16 protein-coding genes are annotated in these 19,890 nt (G+C 73.3%); 9 read left to right on the plus strand and 7 right to left on the minus strand.

Annotated features, from left to right (window positions below; translation table 11 throughout):
- Positions 1 to 31: 31 nt before the first annotated feature.
- The 5 genes from HHX40_RS16660 to HHX40_RS16680 all read left to right on the plus strand — a co-directional run bounded on the left by HHX40_RS16660 (position 32) and on the right by HHX40_RS16680 (position 6,843).
- Positions 32 to 547 carry a YbaK/EbsC family protein gene (locus tag HHX40_RS16660; RefSeq protein ID WP_182881339.1) on the plus strand — a complete coding sequence of 172 codons (516 nt, stop codon included), beginning with the start codon at positions 32 to 34 and terminating at the stop codon, positions 545 to 547.
- A 106-nt stretch (positions 548 to 653) separates the two neighbouring features.
- Entirely contained in the window at positions 654 to 2,882 is a 2,229-nt protein-coding gene (locus HHX40_RS16665; RefSeq protein WP_182881340.1) for a serine/threonine-protein kinase, read from the plus strand.
- Between the two features lie 11 nt (positions 2,883 to 2,893).
- Positions 2,894 to 4,789, plus strand: coding sequence for a serine/threonine-protein kinase (locus HHX40_RS16670; RefSeq protein ID WP_182881341.1), 1,896 nt, complete (start codon positions 2,894 to 2,896; stop codon positions 4,787 to 4,789).
- Positions 4,790 to 4,821: 32 nt separating this feature from the next.
- On the plus strand, positions 4,822 to 6,051 hold the full coding sequence (locus HHX40_RS16675) for a serine/threonine-protein kinase (protein ID WP_182881342.1): 1,230 nt from the start codon (positions 4,822 to 4,824) through the stop codon (positions 6,049 to 6,051).
- A 114-nt stretch (positions 6,052 to 6,165) separates the two neighbouring features.
- Positions 6,166 to 6,843: a Crp/Fnr family transcriptional regulator gene (locus tag HHX40_RS16680; protein WP_310738141.1), complete on the plus strand. Its 678-nt coding sequence runs from the start codon at positions 6,166 to 6,168 to the stop codon at positions 6,841 to 6,843.
- Here HHX40_RS16680 and HHX40_RS16685 read toward each other — a convergent pair.
- Positions 6,827 to 10,231 carry an ATP-binding protein gene (locus HHX40_RS16685; protein ID WP_182881343.1) on the minus strand — a complete coding sequence of 1,135 codons (3,405 nt, stop codon included), beginning with the start codon at positions 10,229 to 10,231 and terminating at the stop codon, positions 6,827 to 6,829. The two genes, HHX40_RS16680 and HHX40_RS16685, sit on opposite strands and share 17 nt — an antisense overlap.
- A 168-nt stretch (positions 10,232 to 10,399) precedes the next feature.
- On the minus strand, positions 10,400 to 10,834 hold the full coding sequence (locus tag HHX40_RS16690) for a hypothetical protein (protein ID WP_182881344.1): 435 nt from the start codon (positions 10,832 to 10,834) through the stop codon (positions 10,400 to 10,402).
- Between the two features lie 562 nt (positions 10,835 to 11,396).
- Between HHX40_RS16690 and HHX40_RS16695 the strand changes: the two genes are divergently transcribed.
- The 3 genes from HHX40_RS16695 to HHX40_RS16705 all read left to right on the plus strand — a co-directional run bounded on the left by HHX40_RS16695 (position 11,397) and on the right by HHX40_RS16705 (position 13,846).
- Positions 11,397 to 12,176 (plus strand): electron transfer flavoprotein subunit beta/FixA family protein, encoded by a 780-nt coding sequence (locus HHX40_RS16695; protein ID WP_111698838.1) that lies wholly within the window; start codon positions 11,397 to 11,399, stop codon positions 12,174 to 12,176.
- Between the two features lie 11 nt (positions 12,177 to 12,187).
- The gene (locus HHX40_RS16700; protein ID WP_182881345.1) at positions 12,188 to 13,141 is read left to right on the plus strand and encodes an electron transfer flavoprotein subunit alpha/FixB family protein; all 954 of its coding nucleotides are present in this window, start codon (positions 12,188 to 12,190) and stop codon (positions 13,139 to 13,141) included.
- A 171-nt stretch (positions 13,142 to 13,312) separates the two neighbouring features.
- Positions 13,313 to 13,846, plus strand: a complete 534-nt coding sequence (locus HHX40_RS16705; RefSeq protein WP_182875346.1) for an SRPBCC family protein — start codon at positions 13,313 to 13,315, stop codon at positions 13,844 to 13,846.
- A 57-nt stretch (positions 13,847 to 13,903) separates the two neighbouring features.
- On the opposite strand, the gene HHX40_RS16710 is transcribed toward HHX40_RS16705, so the two are convergent.
- Together HHX40_RS16710 and HHX40_RS16715 are read right to left on the minus strand one after the other, a co-directional pair.
- Positions 13,904 to 15,115, minus strand: coding sequence for an MFS transporter (locus HHX40_RS16710; protein ID WP_182881346.1), 1,212 nt, complete (start codon positions 15,113 to 15,115; stop codon positions 13,904 to 13,906).
- 289 nt (positions 15,116 to 15,404) lie between these two features.
- A complete protein-coding gene (locus tag HHX40_RS16715) occupies positions 15,405 to 15,896 on the minus strand; it encodes a TetR/AcrR family transcriptional regulator (RefSeq protein ID WP_182875348.1) in 492 nt (163 codons plus the stop codon).
- 120 nt (positions 15,897 to 16,016) lie between these two features.
- Between HHX40_RS16715 and HHX40_RS16720 the strand changes: the two genes are divergently transcribed.
- Positions 16,017 to 17,171, plus strand: a complete 1,155-nt coding sequence (locus HHX40_RS16720) for a cysteine desulfurase family protein (protein WP_138463153.1) — start codon at positions 16,017 to 16,019, stop codon at positions 17,169 to 17,171.
- Between the two features lie 33 nt (positions 17,172 to 17,204).
- Here HHX40_RS16720 and HHX40_RS16725 read toward each other — a convergent pair whose 3' ends face one another.
- The 3 genes from HHX40_RS16725 to HHX40_RS16735 form a co-directional block, all read right to left on the minus strand.
- Entirely contained in the window at positions 17,205 to 17,750 is a 546-nt protein-coding gene (locus tag HHX40_RS16725; protein WP_182881347.1) for a hemerythrin domain-containing protein, read from the minus strand.
- Positions 17,747 to 18,667 (minus strand): non-heme iron oxygenase ferredoxin subunit, encoded by a 921-nt coding sequence (locus HHX40_RS16730; protein WP_220499227.1) that lies wholly within the window; start codon positions 18,665 to 18,667, stop codon positions 17,747 to 17,749. Before HHX40_RS16730 ends, HHX40_RS16725 begins: the two co-directional genes overlap by 4 nt.
- A gap of 148 nt (positions 18,668 to 18,815) precedes the next feature.
- Positions 18,816 to 19,856 carry a DUF695 domain-containing protein gene (locus HHX40_RS16735; protein ID WP_182881348.1) on the minus strand — a complete coding sequence of 347 codons (1,041 nt, stop codon included), beginning with the start codon at positions 19,854 to 19,856 and terminating at the stop codon, positions 18,816 to 18,818.
- Positions 19,857 to 19,890: the final 34 nt, after the last annotated feature.

Consider the following 19,890-nt stretch of genomic DNA (forward strand, 5'->3'; position numbering starts at 1 on the left):
ACTGCACCCGCGCGCGGTCAAGGAGGACCGAATGCCACTCGACTGGGTTCCCGTCTCCGAGCGGCCGGATCTGCTCGCCGATCCGGTGGCCAAGGCCGTCGCCTCGCTCGGCGTGCCGCCGCGGGTCGCCGAGATCGACCCTAGCCTCTCCGACACCGCGGCCTTCTGCGAGCGGTACGGCGTGGCGATGGAGGACTCGGCCAACTGCGTCGTCGTGAGCGCCAGGCGCGGCGGGGAGACGAGGTACGCGGCCGTCATGGTGCTCGCCACGATGCGGGCGGACGTCAACGGGGTCGTACGCCGTCACCTGGACGCCAGGAAGGCGTCCTTCGCCCCGCAGGCGGAGGCCGTCGAACTGACCGGCATGGAGTACGGCGGCATCACCCCGATCGGGCTGCCCGACGGCTGGCCGGTGCTCGTTGACGAAAACGTGACCAGGCGGCCGTTCGTCGTGATCGGCAGCGGCGTCCGCCGCTCCAAGCTGGCGCTTTCCGGCGAGGCGCTGGTCGCGGCGACCCGGGGCGAGGTCCTCGCGCTCACCATGTGATCGCCCGCCCGGAAACCGTTCGCGTCCTTTCTCCGTTGTGCTGAGCGGAGATGTGGCGCGATGGTTCACTCATGGGCGTTCTTTTAGTCGGTATGGTGCTAAGGCGATGAATCAAGACGACCGACTCGGCCCGTACCGGCTGCTCCGGCGGCTCGGTGAGGGTGGCATGGGGGTGGTCCACCTCGCCCTGGACCCGCAGGGCCGGCAGGTGGCGGTCAAGGTCCTGCGCCCGGAGGTGGCGGGGGACGACGTGGCGCGCAGGCGGCTGTCGCGCGAGGTCGAGACCATGCGCAGGGTGCGCGGACGGCACATCGCGGAGGTCGTCGACGCCGACGTCACCGGCCGCCGGCCGTACATCGTCACGCGCTACGTGCCGGGACGGGCGCTGGACGAGATCGTCAAGAAGGACGGCCCGCTGCCCCTCGACGGTGTGCTCAAGATCGCCATGGGGGTGGCCGAGGCGCTCGCCGCCGTCCACGCCGCGGGGGTCATCCACCGCGACCTGAAGCCGGGCAACGTGCTGATGCTGGACGGCCAGCCGGTCCTCATCGACTTCGGCATCGCCCAGGCGGTGGACGCCACCCGGCTCACCCAGACCGGGATGTTCATCGGCACGCCCGGCTACCTCGCCCCGGAGATCATCGAGGGCCACGAGGCCGGGCCGCAGGTCGACGTGCACGCCTGGGCAGGCACCGTGCTGTACGCCGCGACCGGCCAGCCGCCGTTCGGCAAGGGCACGCTGGAGATGATCTTCTTCAACATCACCTCCGGCCGGGCCAACGTGGACGCCGCTCCGGCGCCGATCCAGCCGGTGCTGCGCGCCGCGTTCAACCGCGATCCGGCCAGACGGCCGACGTCGGCCGAGCTGGTGCGGCAGGTCGGCCGGTTGATGCCGCAGGGCGCGGGGGGCAGGCCGCGGGTGCCCGACGAGATCATGACGGTGCCCAACGTCGACGACACCGGCAGCCAGCGGATGCCCGACTTCGGCGGCCGGCCGCCGGTGCGGCCACAGGCGACCGGGCCGGCGGTGACGCCTCCGGTCGCGCCCGTGGCGACGCCTCCGGTCACGCCGTCCCGCCCCGCCGACCGGGCGGAGGAGTTCGTCTCCCTGCTGCGGGACACGCCCGTGGCGGGTCAGGGCGGCGACCCCTTCCCGACCGTGCGGGTCACCGGGGAGGACCTGCGGAAGGCGGGCCTCGGGGCGCCGGCGGAGGGCGACATCCCCACCCGGATGCCCCCGCACCGCCCCGGCCCGCACCCCGGCACAGGTCCTGGCACAGGCCCAGGCACAGGCCCAGGCACAGGAGCCGGTACAGGCCCAGGCACAGGAGCCGGCGCGGGCCGGTCGGCCACGGGGCCCGACGAGTGGCCCACGCCGATGCTGCGGCCGGAGGGGGACGTCCCCACGCGGCGGGTCACCTCCGAGGAGGTACGCCAGGCGGTCACCGGGGGGACGGCCCTGCCGCACGACCCGGCGCCGCCACGCCAGGCCCCGCGCGAGGCGGGCTCGCCCGGGCCGGGGCACCGGGACGTCGCGGCCCGCGACCAGGCCCTCTTCGGGCACGCGCCCGAGATCTACGAGCAGACGCCGCACATCCACCAGCACTATCCGCCCCAGCAGAACCCCAACCAGCAGAACGCCCACCAGCAGAATCCGGTGGCGTACATGCCGACGGTCCGGGTGCCGCCGCCGACCGTGCCGCCGTTCCCGCCCGGCGGGCTGCTCCAGCGTTCCAGGGCGTACGGCGTGGCGAGCGCGCTGCTGCTCGTCGTGATGACGAGCCTCGCGGTCGTCGCGCCGATGCTGGTCTGCCTGGTGGCCGTGCCGGTCGCGGTGCTGCTCCGCGCCGCCGACCTCGACCAGGCGCACCTGAACACGCGCCGCGCGGCGGGCGCCGCGGCCACGGACGTGCTGCGGGTGCTGGGCCGGCCGGCGGCGCTCGTCAGGTCCGCCGCGATCACGCTGGCGCTCGTGCCGTACGCGCTGGTCCTGGGGCTGGCCGTGACGCTGGCGCTCACCGTGCTCGTGGGGTCGGCGCCCCTGCTCGCCGCGCTGAGCTGGGGTGTCGCGGTGGCGCTGTGGACGTTGTGCGCCGGGCCGGGGGTGACCGGCCCGAGCCGGCAGATGCGGCGGACCCTCGCCTCGCTCGCCCCCGGCGACGGCGCGGCGCAGGGGCTCGCCTGGGGGATCGGCGCGGTCGCGGTGCTCACGGCGGCGATCGCGCTCGCCGCCCTCCTGGGTAAACAAACAGCAGGGCACTTCTGGGGCCCTATCGACGTTCTGTCAGTACTTGATCGGCTCAGGGACCTGCGGAACCAGGCGGGGTATGGGTGACGGGGGACGAGATGTCGGCTACTGAGGCTCCCGAGAGGATCGGCCCCTACCGGCTGCTGCGGCAGCTCGGCGAGGGCGGCATGGGGGTGGTCCACCTCGGCCTGGACGCGGAGGGGCGCGAGGTCGCGGTCAAGGTCCTGCACCCGCACGTCGCCTCCGATCTCAAGGCCCGCGACCGGCTGACCCGCGAGGTCGAGACCATGCGGCGGGTGCGCAGCAGGCGCGTCGCCGAGGTCCTCGACGCCGACCTGACCGGCGCCGCGCCGTACATCGTCACGCGGTACGCCCCCGGGCGGACCCTGGAGCAGACCGTGCTGGAGGACGGCCCGCTCCGGGGCGACGCCGTGGTCCGGCTCGCCCGCGGCCTGTGCGAGGCCCTGGTCGCCATCCACGCGGCCGACGTGATCCACCGCGACCTCAAGCCGGCCAACGTCATGCTGGTGGACGGCGAGCCGCTGGTCATCGACTTCGGCATCGCCCATCTCGTCAACGCGACGCGGCTCACCCAGACCGGGATGTTCGTCGGCACGCCCGGCTACCTCGCCCCCGAGATCATCCGGGACACCCAGATCACCCAGGCGGCCGACGTGCACGCGCTGGCGGCCACGGTGTTCTTCGGCGTCACCGGCAAGCCGCCGTTCGGCTCGGGCACGTTCGAGTCGGTCTGCTACAACATCCTCGAGGGCAAGGCCCAGGTGGATCTCGCGCCGGTCTGGCTGCGCGGCTGGCTCCGCCTCGCGCTGGCGTCCGACGCCGCGTCGCGTCCCACCGCCGCGTCGCTGCTGCGGCTCACCCGGTCGCTCGACCCCACGGTCACCGTGTTGCGGGAGACACCGCAGGACGGCGGCACGAGGGTCCTCGACGGCACCCGTCTGCTCGACGAGACGACGGCCCCCGGCAGCGGCCAGGGCAGCGGCAACGGAGGCCGGACCAGCATGCTGCCGTCGGACGACGACAGCTACTCCGACCTGCTGCCGCCGGTGAACTACGTGGCGCCGGAGCGGCCCTACCGGGAGCCCCGGGCGCCGAAGCAGCGCCGCCCGGTGTCCGCGCCGCCTCCGGCGCACCCGCAGGCCCCGCCGTACGGCCAGGGGGGCCCGCCTCCGCCGCCGTACCAGCCGGCGGTCTTCCAGCCGCACACCGACCAGCGGGTGGCGGGCTATCCCGAGCCGCAGGTCGCGCGGCCGCCGGCCCCGGAACCGGCCGCGCCCTACCCGCCGGAGCCCCCGCGGGCTCCTTACCGCGCGCGGCATCCGGTGCTCGCGGCCCTGCTGCTGGCCACGCTCGTGGCGCTGGCCTGCCTGCTGCCGGTGGTGGTGAGCCTGCTCGCCGCCGTGGCGGCGCTGTGCCTGCGGGTGGGGCAGTACCTGCTCGGCGACCTCGCCGACCGCCGGGCCGCGCGGGGCAGCAGCGGCGCAGACCCGCTCCTCGCGGTGCTCGGCACGCCGTGGGCGCTGATCAGGGCTGGTCTGGCCACGGTGGTACAGGTGCCGCTGGCCGTGATGTTCGCCATGTGCTGCTGGGGCGGTTTCCACTACCTGGGCGGAGTGCGTCCCGACCCCGCCGCGGCCTACGCGGCCGGCGCCTTCGTCGCCGGGCTGTTCCTCCTGCCCGGCGGCAAGGCCCCGCGCAGGGCCGTGGCCCGTACGCTCACCGCGGTGATCCGCAGCCCGGGCGCGGGCATGATCGTCACGATCGTGGTCGGCATGGTCGCGCTGTTCGCGGTCATGACGGCGCTGTCCGCGGACGCCTCCTGGGTCCCCTGGCGGCCGCCGTCGGTGGCGATCGACAAAATCGTCGGGGATCTCCAACGGAAGGGTGAGGACACCGTCGTCAACCTGATCGGCGGCGTCGTGGGCGACATCATGGACCGCATCGGCCTGGGCTTCCTGACCTTCTGGACCTGATCCCCGCCCCGACGAGCGAAGCGGGAGACGCAATGGGCACGACGGAAGAGATCGGTCCTTATCGCTTGATCTCCACGCTCGGGTCGGGAGGGTTCGGGGAGGTCCATCTCGCGCTCGACGCCGACGGGCGCACGGTCGCCGTCAAGATCCTGCATCCCCACGTCGCCTCCGACGCGTTCGCGATCACCCGTCTGGCGCGCGAGGTGGAGACCATGCGCCGGGTGCGCGGGCGGCACGTCGCCGAGGTGCTCGACGCCTCGCTGTCGGGTGAGCGGCCCTACATCGTCACCCGGTACGTGCAGGGCAGGCCGCTCAGCACGGTGGTGGCGAAGGACGGGCCGGTCACCGGCGCGGCCCTGCTGCGGCTGGCGCTGGGGCTGGCGGAGGCGCTGGAGTCGATCCACGCGGCCGGGGTCGTCCACCGCGATCTCAAGCCGGCCAACGTGATCGTCTCCGACGGAGAGCCGTACGTGATCGACTTCGGCATCGCCTGCGCGCTGGAGTCGGCGTCGGTGACCGCGTCGGGCGCGGTGGTGGGGACGCCCGGCTATCTGGCCCCGGAGGTGCTGGAGGGCCGGGACGCCGGGCCGGAGGCCGACGTGTTCGCCTGGGGGGCGACGGTGGCCTTCGCCGCGTCCGGGCGGCAGCCGTACGGGACGGGGCCCGCGGCGGCCGTCGCCTATCGGGTGGTGCACCGGGAGCCCGACCTGTCGGGCGTGCCGTCGTGGCTCGTCCCGCTGGTGGAGCGGTGCCTGAGCGGCGATCCGGCGGCCCGTCCGGAGACGGCCGGGCTGGCCGGCCGCCTGAACGAGGCCGCGCCGATGCCGGACGGCTTCGAGGCCTCGCGGCGGGCCCTCTCCGAGGCGTCCACCCGCGAGTGGCGGCCGGGTGATCGGCGGCCCGACCGGAGTGCGAAGCGGGCGGAGGTGGACGACCCGCGGGCCGCTCGCCGGGAGAAGCTGCACCGCCGCTGGGTCGTGGGCTCCGCGGTGGTCGTGGGCCTGTTCGCCGCCGCCGCGCGGGCGAACCTCCCGGAGGTGTCGCTTCTCCTGCTGGTCCTCTACGGCATCGCCCTGGTGGCCGACGCGGGGTTCGTGCTGCTGGCACGGTCGCGGCGGCGCAGGCTCGTGGTGGACGCCGCCGGCGGTGCGGGCGCCGTCGGGGTCTGGGCGCTGCTCAGCACGCTGTTCAGCACCACGACGCTGCTCATGGCCGTCGGCACCGTGGTGTTCATCCTCGTCATGCTCGTGTTCGCGAGCTGAACCCCGCTGCCGCCCTTCCCGTCCCCGGCTGAGGGCTCGGGCGGCCGCTAACGCCCGGCAAACGATGCGCTGACGTCACCTCTGCCATCCTCTGCGCGGAGGGGAGGAGACGCGGTGGAGCGGTGGGACGAGGAACTGGCGGACCTGGGCGGGCGCGTACGGCACTGGCCCGCCGGTGCGGTGCTGTTCCGCGAGGGCGATGGGGCGGACCAGGTGCTGGTGCTGCGGTCGGGCAGGGTGAAGGTCACCTGCTCGACCATGGCCGGGACCGAGGTCCTGCTGTGGATCCTCGGGCCGGGAGAACTGCTGGGGGAGTTGTCGGCGCTGGGAGAACGGGAGCGGCCCGTGTCGGCCGCCGCGCTCGAACCGGTGACGGTGCTGTCCCTGCCCTCGTTGTCGTTCGCCGCCTGCCTGCGGGCCCGCCCCCATGTCATGAGCTCCCTGGTACGCCTGCTCGGCCGGAGATTACGCGAGACCGAGGAGAAGCTGGTCGAGTTCCACTCGGTCGACACGCTCGGCCGGGTGACCAGACGGCTGGTGGAGCTCGCCGACCGGTACGGCGCGCGGTGCCCCGCCGGGTTGAGGATCACCCTGCCGCTCTCGCAGGAGGAACTGGCGGGCTGGACCGGCTCGTCCCGGATCGCGACGGCGAAGGCACTGCGCGTGCTTCGCGATCACGGCTGGATCGAGACCGGCCGCCGGGAGATCGTCATCCGGAACGTCGACGCCCTGCGGCGCCGCTCAGGACACCGCCTCCCGGTGCGACCACCGGTGTTCAGCGACGCCGGATGACCGGCGCGGTGCCCAGGCGGGCGTGGATCCGGGCGGCCTCCTCCGTCTCGCCCAGGACTTCGAGCGACCTGGCCTCGTCGAAGGCGATGCCCAGACGGCGAGCGGCGGCCAGAGCGCGTCCGGCGGCCAGCCGGGCCCTCGGCCGCCGTCCGGTCACCTCGTGCGTCAGCGCCGTCGCCCAGCCCATGCGGGCCGCCGCCGACGGGGTACGGCGAGCCAGCCGGGACATGTGGCGCGCCACCTCACGCACGGCCGGGTCGTCCGCCTCCAGCGCCCACAGCACCTCGGCCAGCCCCGCCCACGCCTCCAGGGTGCCCCTGAGCGGCATGTCCGGCCGGTCCGCCGTACGCAGCGCGTCGTCCAGCGCCAGGCGGGCGGCGGGCACGTCGTCGCCGAGCAGGTGGAACCGGGCCCGTGCCACGCCGAGCCGCAGCCGCTGGATCGCCGGGATCTTGGCGCCGGCCCGGGCGAAGTGGTCCTCGCCGAGTACCGGCAACGCCAGTGTCGCCTCCTCGGCGGCCTTCAGGACCGCGCTCACGTCTGCGGGGTCGCCATCGACGAGCCGCAGCAGCGCCTCCGCCTGCCCGGTCAGCCCCCAGTAACCGGACACGGTCTCGCCCATCCGCGTAACCGACGTCTCGGCCACCGCCGCCATCAGCTGCGCGGCGGCCGCGTAGCACCCTCGCTGGATCTCCAGATCGGCGAGGAGCCCGAGGCAGTGCTCCGCGAGCCGGGGATCGGCGGGGTGCCGGCGGGCCAGCGTGAGGACCCGGTGCGCGGCGGCGAACCGCCCTTCCGTGATGAGCCGCAGCCCGCGCGCGAGACGGGCACGGGAGACCACCACCGGGTCCGGCACCGTGGCGATTTGCTCGTCGGCGAGGCGGCCGTAGCGCCGGGCCACCGCCTCGGACCCGGCGAGGGCGGCCACGACGGCGACGTTCGCATACGCCTCGCCGCGTTCGACCGGGCCGCCCGCCCGCTCCGCCGCGTCGAGGTGGCGCACCACGCTGAGCAGCATCGTGCCCTGCTCCTGCCGGTGATAGCCGAGTTCGGCGAGGACGGACAGGGTGCGCGCGGCCTCGGCGGCGAGTTCGCGCGCCGGCCCCGTCCGGGCGCGTCCGCTGAGGGGAGTGGTGCGGCGGATCACCTGGCGCGCCAGCCCCCCGGCCACCGCACTCGCCTTCTCGGCCCAGGTCGACGGCAGCGGCCGGTCCGCGATCGCCAGCGCCCTCCTGAAGGCCGTCAGGCTCTCCGCGCCGCGCTCGAACTGGAAGTGCGCCAACCCCGCCAGCCGGTGCCACCGTGCCGACGCCGCCCGGTCCTCCGGCCGTACGGCCGCGATCATGTCGTGGGCCACGGACAGCGCTTCGGCGTAGCAGTGCCTGCGCAGGCACAGCGTCCAGTAGCTCTCCGCGAAGGCCGCCCGGTCCTGATCGGCCGGCCCGTGGACCACGTGCCGCCAGGCCTGCCGGACGTCGTCGATCTCCGGCTCGATCTCGCCGAGCACGGCCGTGTCGGCGTAATCGCGAAGCCGACCCGCCCGGTCTTGGAGAAACCGGGCGTACCAGGCGGCGTGGCGAGCCCGGGGTGACTCGTCGGCGAGGTGTGCGACCGCGTACTGCCGCACGAGCTCGTGGACGCGGTGTCGGCCGTCGTGGTCGCGGCGCACCAGTGAGTGGTCGATGAGCCTCGCGACGACCACGGCGGTGGTGCCCGCGACCTCGATCCCGGCGGCGAGCGTGAAACCGCCGGCGAACACCGAGACGGCGGCCAGCGCCCGCTGCTCGACGGCGGTGAGGAGGCGCCAGGAGGTGTCGAAGACCTGCTTCATGCTCGCGTGCCGGGTGGTCGCCGCCGGTTGCGGATGCACCAGGAGGTCCGCCGGAGCATGCGCGGCGCGGGCCGCGGGACCGCCCGGGTGGAGATGCTCCGCGATCTCCGCGCAGGTCATCGCCCGGGTCAGCGTCGCGGCCAGCTCGACGGCGAGTGGCAGCCCGCCGACCGCCCGGCAGACGCGGTCGAGCGCGTGTGTGTCGGGGGCGATGTCCGGCACCAGGGCTCTGGCGCGTTCCAGCAGCAGCGCCCGCGCCGAGGCGCCGCACAGCGCGGGCACCTCGTGGACGTGCTCGGCGCAGATTCCCATCCTGCGCCGGGAGGTCGCCAGGATCCGTACAGCGGGCGCGGCCGACAGGATCGCCCCGGCCAGCGGCGCCACGCTGGGCAGGTGCTCCAGGTTGTCCAGCACCAGGATCAGGTCGCGGTGACGTACGGCGGCGAGCAGCAGATCGCGGGCGGGCCGCGGTGGGGTCAGGTCGACGCCGACGGCCTCCGCCAGCGTCGTCGCGACCACGTCCACCTCGCCGGCCATCCCGCTGACGGCCGCCACCGCGGTGATGTCGTACGGCTGCGCCGTGGTGTCCTGCGGCCTCACCGACGCGAACGAGACGAACAGCACTTCCTCGTCGAGCCGTTCGGCGACGGCGACGGCCAGCCTCGTCTTGCCCACGCCGCCCGGTCCGGTCAGCGTGAGCAACCGCACCTCCCGGTCGCGCAGCTTCGCGCGGACGTTCTCGATCTCGGCCTCGCGGCCGATCAACCGGGTCAGCGGCCGGGGCAGCCGCCGTGTGGCCGTACCACCCCGCGGACCCTCGCGGAGCGGCGCGGCGGCCTGCGCACCCGGTGAGTGAGCGGACGGCCCGCCGAGCGCGATCCGTTGCCGGAGCGCCTGGGTGCGGGGATCGGGTGCGACGCCGAGTTCGCGGTCCAGGCTCCGGCGGCACGCCTCGTACTGCGTCAGGGCGCCCGCCCGGTTGCCCGTGGCCGACATGACCTCGATGATCAGCCGGTGGGCGCTCTCGTCCAGCCCGTCGACGGCGAGGACCCGGCGCGCCAGCCGTACGGCGCCGTCGCAGTCGCCCCGGTTCCAGGCCGCCCGTGCCCGCTCGCCGAGCGCCTGCGCCGCGGCGTGCCCGGCCTGCCGCCGGCGTCCGGCGACCCAGTCGTCGAAGGCGGGGGCGTCCGCGACCACGAGGTCGTCCAGGAAGCCGCCGTGGTAGTCCGCGGGCACCGAACCGTTCTCGACCAGGTCCGTCCAGTCCAGCGAGTACGGACGGCCGCGGTCGAAGGCGACGTGGGTCCGGTCGACGAGAAGGTGGCTCCCGGCGGCCCGGCGCAGTTCCATCAGGGCGAGCCGGAGGCTTCCGCGTGCGTTCGCCTCCGCGCGATCACCCCACAGCAGCCCGGCGAGGGCCGGTCTCGTCTGCGGTGTGCCCTCCACCGCCAGGTAGAACAGCACGGCCTTCGCCTTCGCCGACCGCACGGGCACGGCGGAGCCGTCCCCGGCTGTCAGAGACGAGGTTTTGAGCACGCGCACCTGCAACTCGTCCATCCGCGACCCCCGTCGGCGTGACCCCGTGCGAGTGGCCCGATGGTATATGCGTTTCAAGGTCACTTATAGGCATTAATGCCGAGAAATGCGTCCAATCCGGGTCGCGGCGAACGGCGGGCGCCGGAATTCTCTCCGGCGCCCGCCAAGGTGGTCGGTGCTGACGACGCGTCAGGACGTGACTTCGTACAGGAGCGTGTACTTCGCGTGATTGCGGAAGTCGAATGTCGCGACGTGGACGTTGCCGTCGGCCTGGGCCGAGGTGACCTGGGCGCTGCCGAGGAAGTCGTCCTGGCCGTTGTCCACCTCGAACAGCTCCATCGTGGCCGTGCCCGTGAAGGTGGCCGACCTCCCGGTCAGGATCGCCGTGTCGCCCTTCTTCATGCTGCCGGGCCCGAACTTGCTGACCCCGTCGATGAACAGCTGCGGCTCGTCCTTGTCGACGTCCTGCTTCTTGTTGCACGTCAGGGAGATCAGCTCGATCGTGTACGTCGTCATGGCCGTCGCGCCCGTCGCGGCCGACGCCGATGCGGCCGGCAGCAGCGTCGTCCCCGCCAGCGCCGCCACGGCGAGCGGTGCCGCCGCCCATCGGAGAATTCTGTTCATCGCCCTTCCTTTCCCCCCTTGGGCTCATGCCCGGGTGCCTTTTCGGAACAGCACTCAGTTCACCCGGAGAAGTCGGCGAAGTCTGTTTCGTCCTATACAGAGCGATGATGTATTTCGCTATAGTCCGCCGGTCGGGTACGGTCTCCGGCGGCGCCGCGCAGTGCTGGGGACGCGGTTCCCCCGAGATGCGGGGACAGCGCGCGGAGGAACTCGGGGGCGCGCCTACCGCCGTGCCTTCCGCTCGCGGGCCCGCACCCGAGGTCCCGGCGACAGGGACCTCCCCGAGGGCTTCTGGAACATAGTTCGGTAGGGTGGGGTGGGCGTGACCGGGTTCTGGGAATTCCTCGACCGAAGGACGCGGCCGTAAAGACCTGGAGGTTTGCACCTAAGCTACCGATGGGTAACATTGTGCGTGGGGGACCAGGGACATGCTCGACACCCGGGCCACCTGCGCAACCGCGCCCGCGAGCACCTGGCAGTCTTGCAGCACGTGCGCGTACCCCGCGCCACGTACCGAAACCGCGGCGTCAGCCGTACGGAAAGGGGAGGTCGGCCACCGGCCATGAACATCGTCGTCTGCGTGAAGCAGGTCCCCGACACGGCGACCGAGCGCAAGCTGAGGTCCGATGACAAGACGCTCGACCGCGACGCCGCCGACGGCGTCGTCAACGAGCTCGACGAGTACGCGGTCGAGGAGGCGCTGCGGCTCAAGGAGGCCCACGGCGGTGAGGTCACCGTCCTGAGCATGGGCCCGGCCAAGACCACCGAGACCATCCGCAAGGCCCTGGCGATGGGCGCGGACAAGGCGGTCCACCTGCACGACGACGCGCTGCACGGCTCGGATGCCCTGGGCACCTCCTACGCCGTCTCCCAGGCGTTGAAGAAGATCGGCTTCGACCTGGTCATCCTGGGCTCGGAGTCGACCGACGCCCGCACCGGCATGCTCGCCGCGATGCTGGCCGAGCGGCTCGGCGCCCCCCAGCTCACCCTGGCGAGCAAGGTCGAGGTCGAGGGCACCGCCATCCGGGTCGAGCGGATCACCGACTACGGCTACGACAAGGTCGAGGCCTCGCTGCCGGCCGTCGTGTCCGTCGTGGAGAAGATCAACGAGCCGAGGTACCCGTCGTTCAAGGGGATCATGGCCGCCAAGAAGAAGCCGGTCGAGACGCTCGGCATCGCCGACGCGGACATCGCGGCCGACCAGGTGGGCCTCGCCAACTCCTGGAGCGAGGTCGTCGACTTCGCCGCCGCCCCACCCCGGGCCGCGGGCACCGTGATCAAGGACGAGGGTGACGGCGGCGCCAGGGCCGCCGAGTTCCTCGCGTCGAAGAAGTTCATCTGAGGGGCTGCGAGATGAGTGAGATCCTGGTTCTCGTCGACCACGTCGACGGCGACGTCAAGAAGGTCACCTTCGAGCTGCTGACCCTGGCCCGGTCGCTGGGCACACCGGCCGCGGTGTGGGCCGGCCCCGGCTACTCGGACAGCGCGAAGGCCAGGCTCGCCGAGTACGGCGCGGAGAAGATCTACGTGGCGGCGGCCGACGAGATCGGCGACTACGTGGCGGCGCCCAAGGCCGAGGTGCTCGCGCACCTGGTGGCCGAGCGCTCCCCGGCCGCGGTCTTCCTCGCGGCCACCGGTGAGGGCAAGGAGGTCGCGGGCCGGCTCGCGATCAAGACGGACTCCGGTGTGATCGCCGACGCCGTGGGCGTCGGCGAGGGCTTCGTCGCCGAGCAGTCGATCTTCGGCGGCGGCGTCAACGTCCACAGCCGGGTGACCAGGGGCATTCCGATCATCACCGTCCGGCCGAACAGCACCGCTCCCGTCGCGGCGGCCGGGGCCGGTGCCGAGGAGAAGGTGGAGGTCGCCCTGTCGGACGCCGCCCGCGCCGCGCGGATCGTGGAGCGGGTCGTGCAGGAGAAGGGCGGCCGGCCCGAGCTGACCGAGGCCGCGATCGTGGTCTCCGGCGGCCGGGGCGTGGGCTCGGGCGAGAACTTCGCGATCATCGAGAAGCTCGCCGACTCCCTCGGCGCGGCGGTCGGCGCCTCGCGCGCCGCGACCGACGCCGGGTGGTACCCGCACCAGTTCCAGGTCGGCCAGACCGGCAAGACGGTGTCGCCGCAGCTCTACATCGCGGCCGGCATCTCCGGCGCGATCCAGCACCGGGCCGGCATGCAGACCTCGAAGACGATCGTGGTGATCAACAAGGACGCCGAGGCGCCGCTCTTCGAAGTCGCCGACTACGGCGTGGTGGGCGACCTGTTCCAGATCGTCCCGCAGCTCACCGAGGAGATCGAGAAGCGCAAGTAGCACCCGGACCGGAAGCGGCGCCGCGCGGCTGACGCGGCGCCGCTTCCGGCGTTCATGAGGTTGTATGGGGGTAGTGGGGCGATCTCGCTTGAAATCACCGCCATCCCTGGCAATTTGTCTTATACATACGTATGATACAGACAGTTGACCAGATTCGAGGGGATGGTTCGGATGGCAAGCGCGATCAAGATGCTCATACGCGGTTCGGCCGGCACGGCGGTGATCGCCGCGACGGTGGCCGCGCTCGGAAAACTGCGCACCACGCACCTCATCACGGTCACGCGGCAGACCACGGCCGAGCCGGAGCACATCTGGCCCCTCTGGGAGGACGTTCCCGCGCGCGTCCGCTGGGACGACGGGCTGGACTGGATCCGCCTCGACGAGGGGCCGTTCGCCCTCGGCGCCACCGGTCACGTCAAGCTGAAGGGCCAGTCGGCCGTCCGCTTCGAGATCATCGAGTGCGACCCGATGCGCCGGTACACCGACCGGTTCTTCCTGCCCGGTGGCACCTTCATGGACTGGGAGCACACCATCGAGGACCGCGGCGACGGCACGCGCGAGGTGACCTTCAAGGTCGTCGTGAAGGGACCGACCGCGCTCGTGCTGACCCCCATCATGAAGAAAATCCTGGGCGGCGCGCTGCCCGAGACCGTGGACCGGCTCGTCACCCTCGCCGAGGAGACCGCCAAGGCCGGCCGGGGGTGACCGGACGTCCCCGGCCGGCTCCCCGGCCGGTTCCCGGGCCGGGCGTAGGTGCGGGTGTCAGGCGGCCAGCGGCAGGTGGGGCTCCTCGCCGCCGTCCCGGGCGGGCAGCGGGACGATCTCCGTACGGGACGCGGGCAGCAGCCGTCCCGCCGCGGCGATGACGACGCCGAGGACGACGGCCACGCCCATGGCCAGCCGCAGCGACGCCGCGGCGGACAGGAAGCCGATCACGACCGGCCCGAGCAGCAGTCCCGCGTAGCCCATGGCGCTCGCCTGCGCGATCGCGGGGCCCGGCTCGGCCGTCGCGGTGCCCGCGAGCGACAGCGCCATCGGTGAGATCGTCGCCACCGCGAGCCCGACGAAGAACAGCCCGGCCACGGCCGCCGCCGTCACCGGCGCGGCGATGACGGCGAGGAACGCCAGGGCCGTGGCCCCGCCGGAGAGGGCGATGAGCGCGCGGGCGCCGAGGCGTCCACGCAGCCGGTCGCCGCCGAGCCGCGCGACCAGCATGCCGGCCTCGAACACCGGGTAGCCGAGCGCGGCGACCGCCTCGGAGGCGTGCAGCGTGCCGAGCAGGTAGAGCCCGTTCCAGTCGGCGACGACGCCCTCGACCATGAAAGCGGCGAAGGTGATCGCACCGAGCAGGTAGACGACCCCCGGCAGCCTCCGCCGGGCCCGGCCGCTCTCCCGTGCGGCGCCCGTCTCCGGCGCGCGGTCGGCCAGGTGGGTACGGCTGAGGGCCAGCGCGGCGGGCGCCGAGATCAGGGCCACCAGGAGGATGTGGGTGGTGAGGGACAGGCCCAGCGCGATGGCGGCCGTGCCCAGCAGGCCCGCCGAGATCGCGCCGACGCACCAGCCCGCGTGCATGCCGATCATGATCGGCCGGCCGTACGCGCGCTCGACCAGGGAGCCCTGCGCGTTCATGCCGACGTCGACCGCGCCGAACGCCATGCCGAACAGCGCGGTGGCGGCGACCAGGGCGGGGAAGGTCGGCGCGAGCGCGACGAGGACCAGTGATGCCGCGCACAGAGGAACGGCCGCGCGCAGGACGCCGCGGCTCCCGGCTCTGCCCAGCACGACGCGCATGATCTGCATCGTCAGCAGCGCGCCGACTCCCCAGCCGAGCAGGGCGAGGCCGACCGACGACTCCGGCAGGCGGAGCCGGTCGGCCAGCGCGGGGAGGCGCACGGTGAACGTTCCGCACATCAGGCCGGCCAGGACGAAGGTGAGGACTGCCCCGTGACGGGCCTTCCTCAAAGCGCGGGTCATCACAGCTTCCTTTCCATGTGTGTCAAGTGGGTTTCCGAACCCGGAGAAGTGGGCAGACAGCAGCAGGTCGCCCTTTCACGGCATCAGCCGGAAGGAAGGGCGACCACCAGGCGCGCGTGCGGCTCGGTGTAGTGGGCACGGTCCGCGCCGGTGCGGCGCGTCATGGATTCCGCGCGGGCGCGGACGAGTCACCTCCGCGCGGGCGCGGACGGGTCACGCGGGCGAGTTGCGCGGGCGAGTTGCAAACAGGTGCCCCAGAGCGCCGCGACGGCGCCTGCTGAGAAGGGCCCTATAACAGGGCGAGCAGCCTGGCGCGGACGGCGGCGAAGTCGATGATCGCCGCACAGTGGGTGGCGACCTCCCAGACGCCCTCGCAGGCCAGCCGTACGATCTGGGACGCCGGCGGGTCGGGCTCGTCGTCCAGGCCCTGCCGCATCCAGCGGGCCATCGCCTCGCGCAGCGGCGCGAGCAGCGCGGGATCACCGGCGGCGCCCGTGACCACCGCCCAGCGCCGGAGCCGGCCGGTCTCCACCGCCTCGAACGTCGCGGCGAGGTAGGACCGCGTGTAGGTGCTCTCCCCCTGGGCCTCGATCAGCGCGTCGAAGTCGGCGATCAGGCGCTCGATCATCCCTCTGACGAGCGCCTCCTTGCTGGCGAAGTGGTAGAGGAGGCCGCCCTTGCTGACGCCGGCGCGCTCGGCCACCGCCGCCAGGGTCAGGGCCTGGGCGCCCTGGTCCTGCAGCAGGGCCTCGGCCGCGTCGAGCAACTCGTCTCGCCTCATGCCACCCTCCTCATGCCGCCTACTGTACCGTCTGGACGGTTAACTCGCGACACCGTTCCGGTGTTCCCCTTCTCCCCGGATACGCTTGGTGCGCACGAAAAGCCGTTCAGGGGAGGGGTCATGGGATCTGCGTACTTGGACCATGCCTCGACCACCCCGATGCGGCCCGAGGCGATCGAGGCGATGACGGCCCAGCTCGGCCAGGTGGGCAATCCCTCCTCCCTGCACGCGGCGGGCCGCCGCGCCCGCCGGGTCGTCGAGGAGTCGCGTGAGACGATCGCCGGCGCGCTCGGCGCCCGGCCCAGCGAGGTCGTGTTCACGGCCGGCGGCACCGAGGCCGACAACCTCGCCATCAAGGGCCTGTTCTGGGCGAGGAAGCGGCCGAGGATCCTGGTCAGCGCGATCGAGCACCACGCCGCCCTCGACCCCGCCCACTGGCTGGGCGACAACCATGACGCCAGGGTCGAGTTACTCCCGGTCGACGAGCAGGGCCGGGTCCACCCCGAGACGCTGCGCGAGGCCATCGCCCGCGACCCGGACGACGTCGCGCTGGTGAGCGTGATGTGGGCCAACAACGAGGTGGGAACCGTTCAGCCGGTGCGCGTGCTGGCCGCCATCGCGCACGAGCACGGCATCCCGTTCCACACCGACGCGGTGCAGGCGGTCGGCCAGCTTCCGGTCTCGTTCGCCGACTCGGGCGTGGACGCCATGACCGTCTCCGGCCACAAGGTCGGCGGGCCCGTGGGCGTGGGGGCGCTGCTGCTGGCGCGCGGCGTCGATCCCGTCCCCGTCCTGCACGGCGGCGGGCAGGAACGCGACATCCGCTCCGGCACGCTCGACGCCCCGGCCATCGCCGGGTTCGCCGCGGCCGTCGAGACCGCCGTCGCGCGGCAGCCCGCGACCGCGGAGCGCCTGTCGGCGCTCCGCGACGACCTCGTCGAGCGCGTACGGCGGGCCGTCCCCGACGTCGTGCTGAACGGCGACCCGGCGGACCGGCTGCCGGCCAACGCCCACTTCTCGTTCCCCGGCTGCGAGGGCGACGCCCTGCTCATGCTGCTCGACGCCAAGGGCGTGGAGTGCTCCACCGGCTCGGCCTGCTCGGCCGGGGTGGCCCAGCCGTCCCACGTGCTGCTGGCGATGGGTCAGGACGGCGTGCGCGCCCGTGGCTCGCTGCGCTTCTCGCTCGGTCACACGTCCACCGAGGAGGACGTCGACCGGGTCACCGAGGTCATCGGACAGGTCGTGGAGCGCGCCCGCCGCGCCGGCCTGTCGTAGCGCGCCATCGCCGTATACCTCCGCCGTTCGCCGCTATCGGGCGGTCCGGCGCAGCAGCGCCCGTTGCAGGCGGAGGACCATCCGCGTGCGCCGTGACGAGCGCAGCCGCCGCAGCCGGTCCCGGAGCCGGTCACCCAGCTCGACCAGCAGGTCCTCGTCCGCGAAGCGCTCGATCTCGGGGAACATCTCCCGTTCCTCGTCCAGGTGGGCGTGCGACTCCAGCGCGTCGTGCATCACCCCCAGCTCCCGGTCGAACCGCCCGGTCCGCGGGTCGGCGCGGACCAGCGCCGCGAGCTGGTCGCTGAGCTGGCGGTGCTCGGACCAGGCGGCCGCGATGCCCGGGGTGACGTCCCGCATCGCGGGATAGAAGATCTCCTCCTCGATGACCTCGTGCATCCGCAGCTCGTCGAACAGCTCGTCGGCGAGCGCGCGCCGCCGTCCTGGCTCGGAGCGCGGCGTCGCCAGCAGGCGCCGCATGAGCCCGCGCAGCACCTCGTGGTGCTCCACGAGCACCCGCGTGGCCTTCTCGCGCTCCGGCGCCTCCCGCACCTCGGTGAGCACCTCGGGCCGCCTTCTCATGGCCGCACCTCCTGCTGGTGGACCAGGGCGCTTCCGGGCGGCGCGGTGACCACCGTGGGCGCCCGGCGCACCTCGATCCACCCGTCGCGTACGCGGGTCTGGAAGCACGGCGCGGGCGTGACGGCCGGGCCGTTCAGGCTCTCTCCGCTGTGCAGCTCGAACGCCGAGCCGTGCCAGGGACAGGTGATGGAGCCGTCGCGGAGCCAGCCCTGGGACAGCGGGCCGCCCAGGTGCGGGCAGGCGTCCTCCAGGGCGTGGACGCGGCCGTCCGAGCGGACCAGGACGACCTCCACGCCATCCGCCCGCGCCCGGTGCGGCCTGCCGTCCGTCAGCTCGCGCTCGGCCAGCACCCGGGTGAAACGGCGTGGTTCGAGCCGCCGGTCCGTCTGGTCGACCCCGATCCGGTGGTTGTAGGTGAGCGCCCCGCCGAGGTAGCCGCTGACCATGATCACCGGATAGCCGAGGAGGGCGGCGAGCCGCCCGCGCAGATGGCGGCCCCGGCCCCGCTGCCACCACGACCAGCCGTACAGGCCGAGGGCGAGCGCGTTGAGCGTGCCGTGGACCAGTCCGACCCGCCGGGCGTTGTCGTGGGTGTGCTGCCAGTCGTGCAGGCCGGTCACGGCCGCGGCCAGCGCTCCGGCGAGGCCGACTCCCACGGCCGTCCGCGCGGCCCGCCTGCGCCCGGTGAGGTCCAGGACCAGCGCCGTCGTCCACGAGCCGATCGGGACGTCGGTGAGCAGCGGATGAAGGGGGTGTCCCAGCCATACGCCGTGCAGGAGGCCGCGGACGCGGCCCCTGGTGACCCCGAGGAGGTTCTCCGTGAACGCGAGACCCTGTTCGAGCCGATGGCCCGGCCGGTCGAGTCGGCCTTCGCCCTCGATCGCGTCCATCATCCGGTGCAGTGCGCGGTGCGCCATGTCCGACCCCAATCCCATCGGATCGGCCCCGCAGGCTGCGGGAACGGGTGGAACGCGGGCACCCGCCCGCGCGTCGCGTCTATCGCGGCGTGCCCGTCCCGTATGTCATGAAACGCACTGAATTTCTGGTTCGAGGCAGGAAGCCGGTTCAGGTCAGGAAGGGGGCGACCGCGCTCCAGGAGGGATCCTCGGCCGTCTCGATCCGGGCGGGTCCCTCCTTCCAGCCGGCCGCGACCTCCTCGATCACCGGCGGCACGTTCCCGGAGGGGTCGGCGTAGAGATGCAGCGTCCGGGTGTGGTCGGCGCTCAGGTGGGCCGCCAGCACGGCCGAGCCGTGCGCGGCCAGCCGTCCGGTCAGCCGCTCCTCGAACTCGCGCAGCGCGTCCAGGGAGGCCCCGGCGGGCTGCCCGTCCGCGTCCGCGTGCTCGTACGGCAGCGTGACGGCGATGTGCTGGTCGAACAGCGGGAAGTCGACAGGGCGCAGGGGATAGCGGGCCGCGGCGGTGAGGCGGGCGCCGGTGGAGGTGTGGCCCTCCAGCAGCGCCCACTGCTCCTCCTTGAACCCCTCCGCCACGTCGGCGACGACCGAGGGCAGGTGGATCGCCGGGAGGGCGTCGATCGGCTCGAACTCGGCGGCCCGGATCTCGCCGACCCAGCGGGCCACCTCGTCCTCGCCCAGCAGCCAGTCGAGGGCGGTGAGGGCCGCCTCCATCCGGGCGTCGTCATCGATGTCCGGAAATATGGGGTGAAAGGCGGTGACGTCCACGCGCGGCGTGCCGGGCGGCACGCGCAGCGCCACCACCAGCCGGTCGAGCCCGAACTCCCGCCCGGCGACGCCGACCGTGAGGTTCGCGGCCTGCGGGTTCGCCTGCCGGGACGGGTGGAACTCCCACATCGCGTCGACCGGCGGCGCGGCCAGGGCCCAGCGGTGGGCGAACGGCCGCAGCTCCGGATCGCCCGACGCGCTGACGACCAGCGCGTGCACGGCGAGACGCCCGGGCACGACCTCCCAGACGAGGGACGGGTGCAGCGCGGCGACGGCCGGGCCGATGGCCTCGGCCAGGGCCTCGGGATCCTCCGCCTCCACGTGCGCGTCGATCCCCGGACGGGCCTGTTCCCACCAGGCCCAGAACGCGGCGATGGCCTCGGCGGGGTCGGCGGACTCGCTCTCGCGCCCGAACAGTCGCATGACCCCGCATCCTCCCAGTCCGCCCGCCCCGATG

The sequence above is a fragment of the Microbispora sp. H10949 genome, from assembly GCF_014161435.1.
Classification (GTDB): Bacteria; Actinomycetota; Actinomycetes; order Streptosporangiales; family Streptosporangiaceae; genus Microbispora; species Microbispora triticiradicis.

Coding starts and splice junctions, on each gene's coding strand:
- HHX40_RS16665 (WP_182881340.1), top strand. CDS start 654: ATGAATCAAGACGACCGACTCGGCCCGTACCGGCTGCTCCGGCGGCTC.
- HHX40_RS16660 (WP_182881339.1), top strand. CDS start 32: ATGCCACTCGACTGGGTTCCCGTCTCCGAGCGGCCGGATCTGCTCGCC.
- HHX40_RS16695 (WP_111698838.1), top strand. CDS start 11,397: ATGAACATCGTCGTCTGCGTGAAGCAGGTCCCCGACACGGCGACCGAG.
- HHX40_RS16705 (WP_182875346.1), top strand. CDS start 13,313: ATGGCAAGCGCGATCAAGATGCTCATACGCGGTTCGGCCGGCACGGCG.
- HHX40_RS16670 (WP_182881341.1), top strand. CDS start 2,894: ATGTCGGCTACTGAGGCTCCCGAGAGGATCGGCCCCTACCGGCTGCTG.
- HHX40_RS16715 (WP_182875348.1), bottom strand. CDS start 15,896: ATGAGGCGAGACGAGTTGCTCGACGCGGCCGAGGCCCTGCTGCAGGAC.
- HHX40_RS16700 (WP_182881345.1), top strand. CDS start 12,188: ATGAGTGAGATCCTGGTTCTCGTCGACCACGTCGACGGCGACGTCAAG.
- HHX40_RS16710 (WP_182881346.1), bottom strand. CDS start 15,115: ATGACCCGCGCTTTGAGGAAGGCCCGTCACGGGGCAGTCCTCACCTTC.
- HHX40_RS16735 (WP_182881348.1), bottom strand. CDS start 19,856: ATGCGACTGTTCGGGCGCGAGAGCGAGTCCGCCGACCCCGCCGAGGCC.
- HHX40_RS16730 (WP_220499227.1), bottom strand. CDS start 18,667: ATGGCGCACCGCGCACTGCACCGGATGATGGACGCGATCGAGGGCGAA.
- HHX40_RS16675 (WP_182881342.1), top strand. CDS start 4,822: ATGGGCACGACGGAAGAGATCGGTCCTTATCGCTTGATCTCCACGCTC.
- HHX40_RS16720 (WP_138463153.1), top strand. CDS start 16,017: ATGGGATCTGCGTACTTGGACCATGCCTCGACCACCCCGATGCGGCCC.
- HHX40_RS16725 (WP_182881347.1), bottom strand. CDS start 17,750: ATGAGAAGGCGGCCCGAGGTGCTCACCGAGGTGCGGGAGGCGCCGGAG.
- HHX40_RS16685 (WP_182881343.1), bottom strand. CDS start 10,231: ATGGACGAGTTGCAGGTGCGCGTGCTCAAAACCTCGTCTCTGACAGCC.
- HHX40_RS16690 (WP_182881344.1), bottom strand. CDS start 10,834: ATGAACAGAATTCTCCGATGGGCGGCGGCACCGCTCGCCGTGGCGGCG.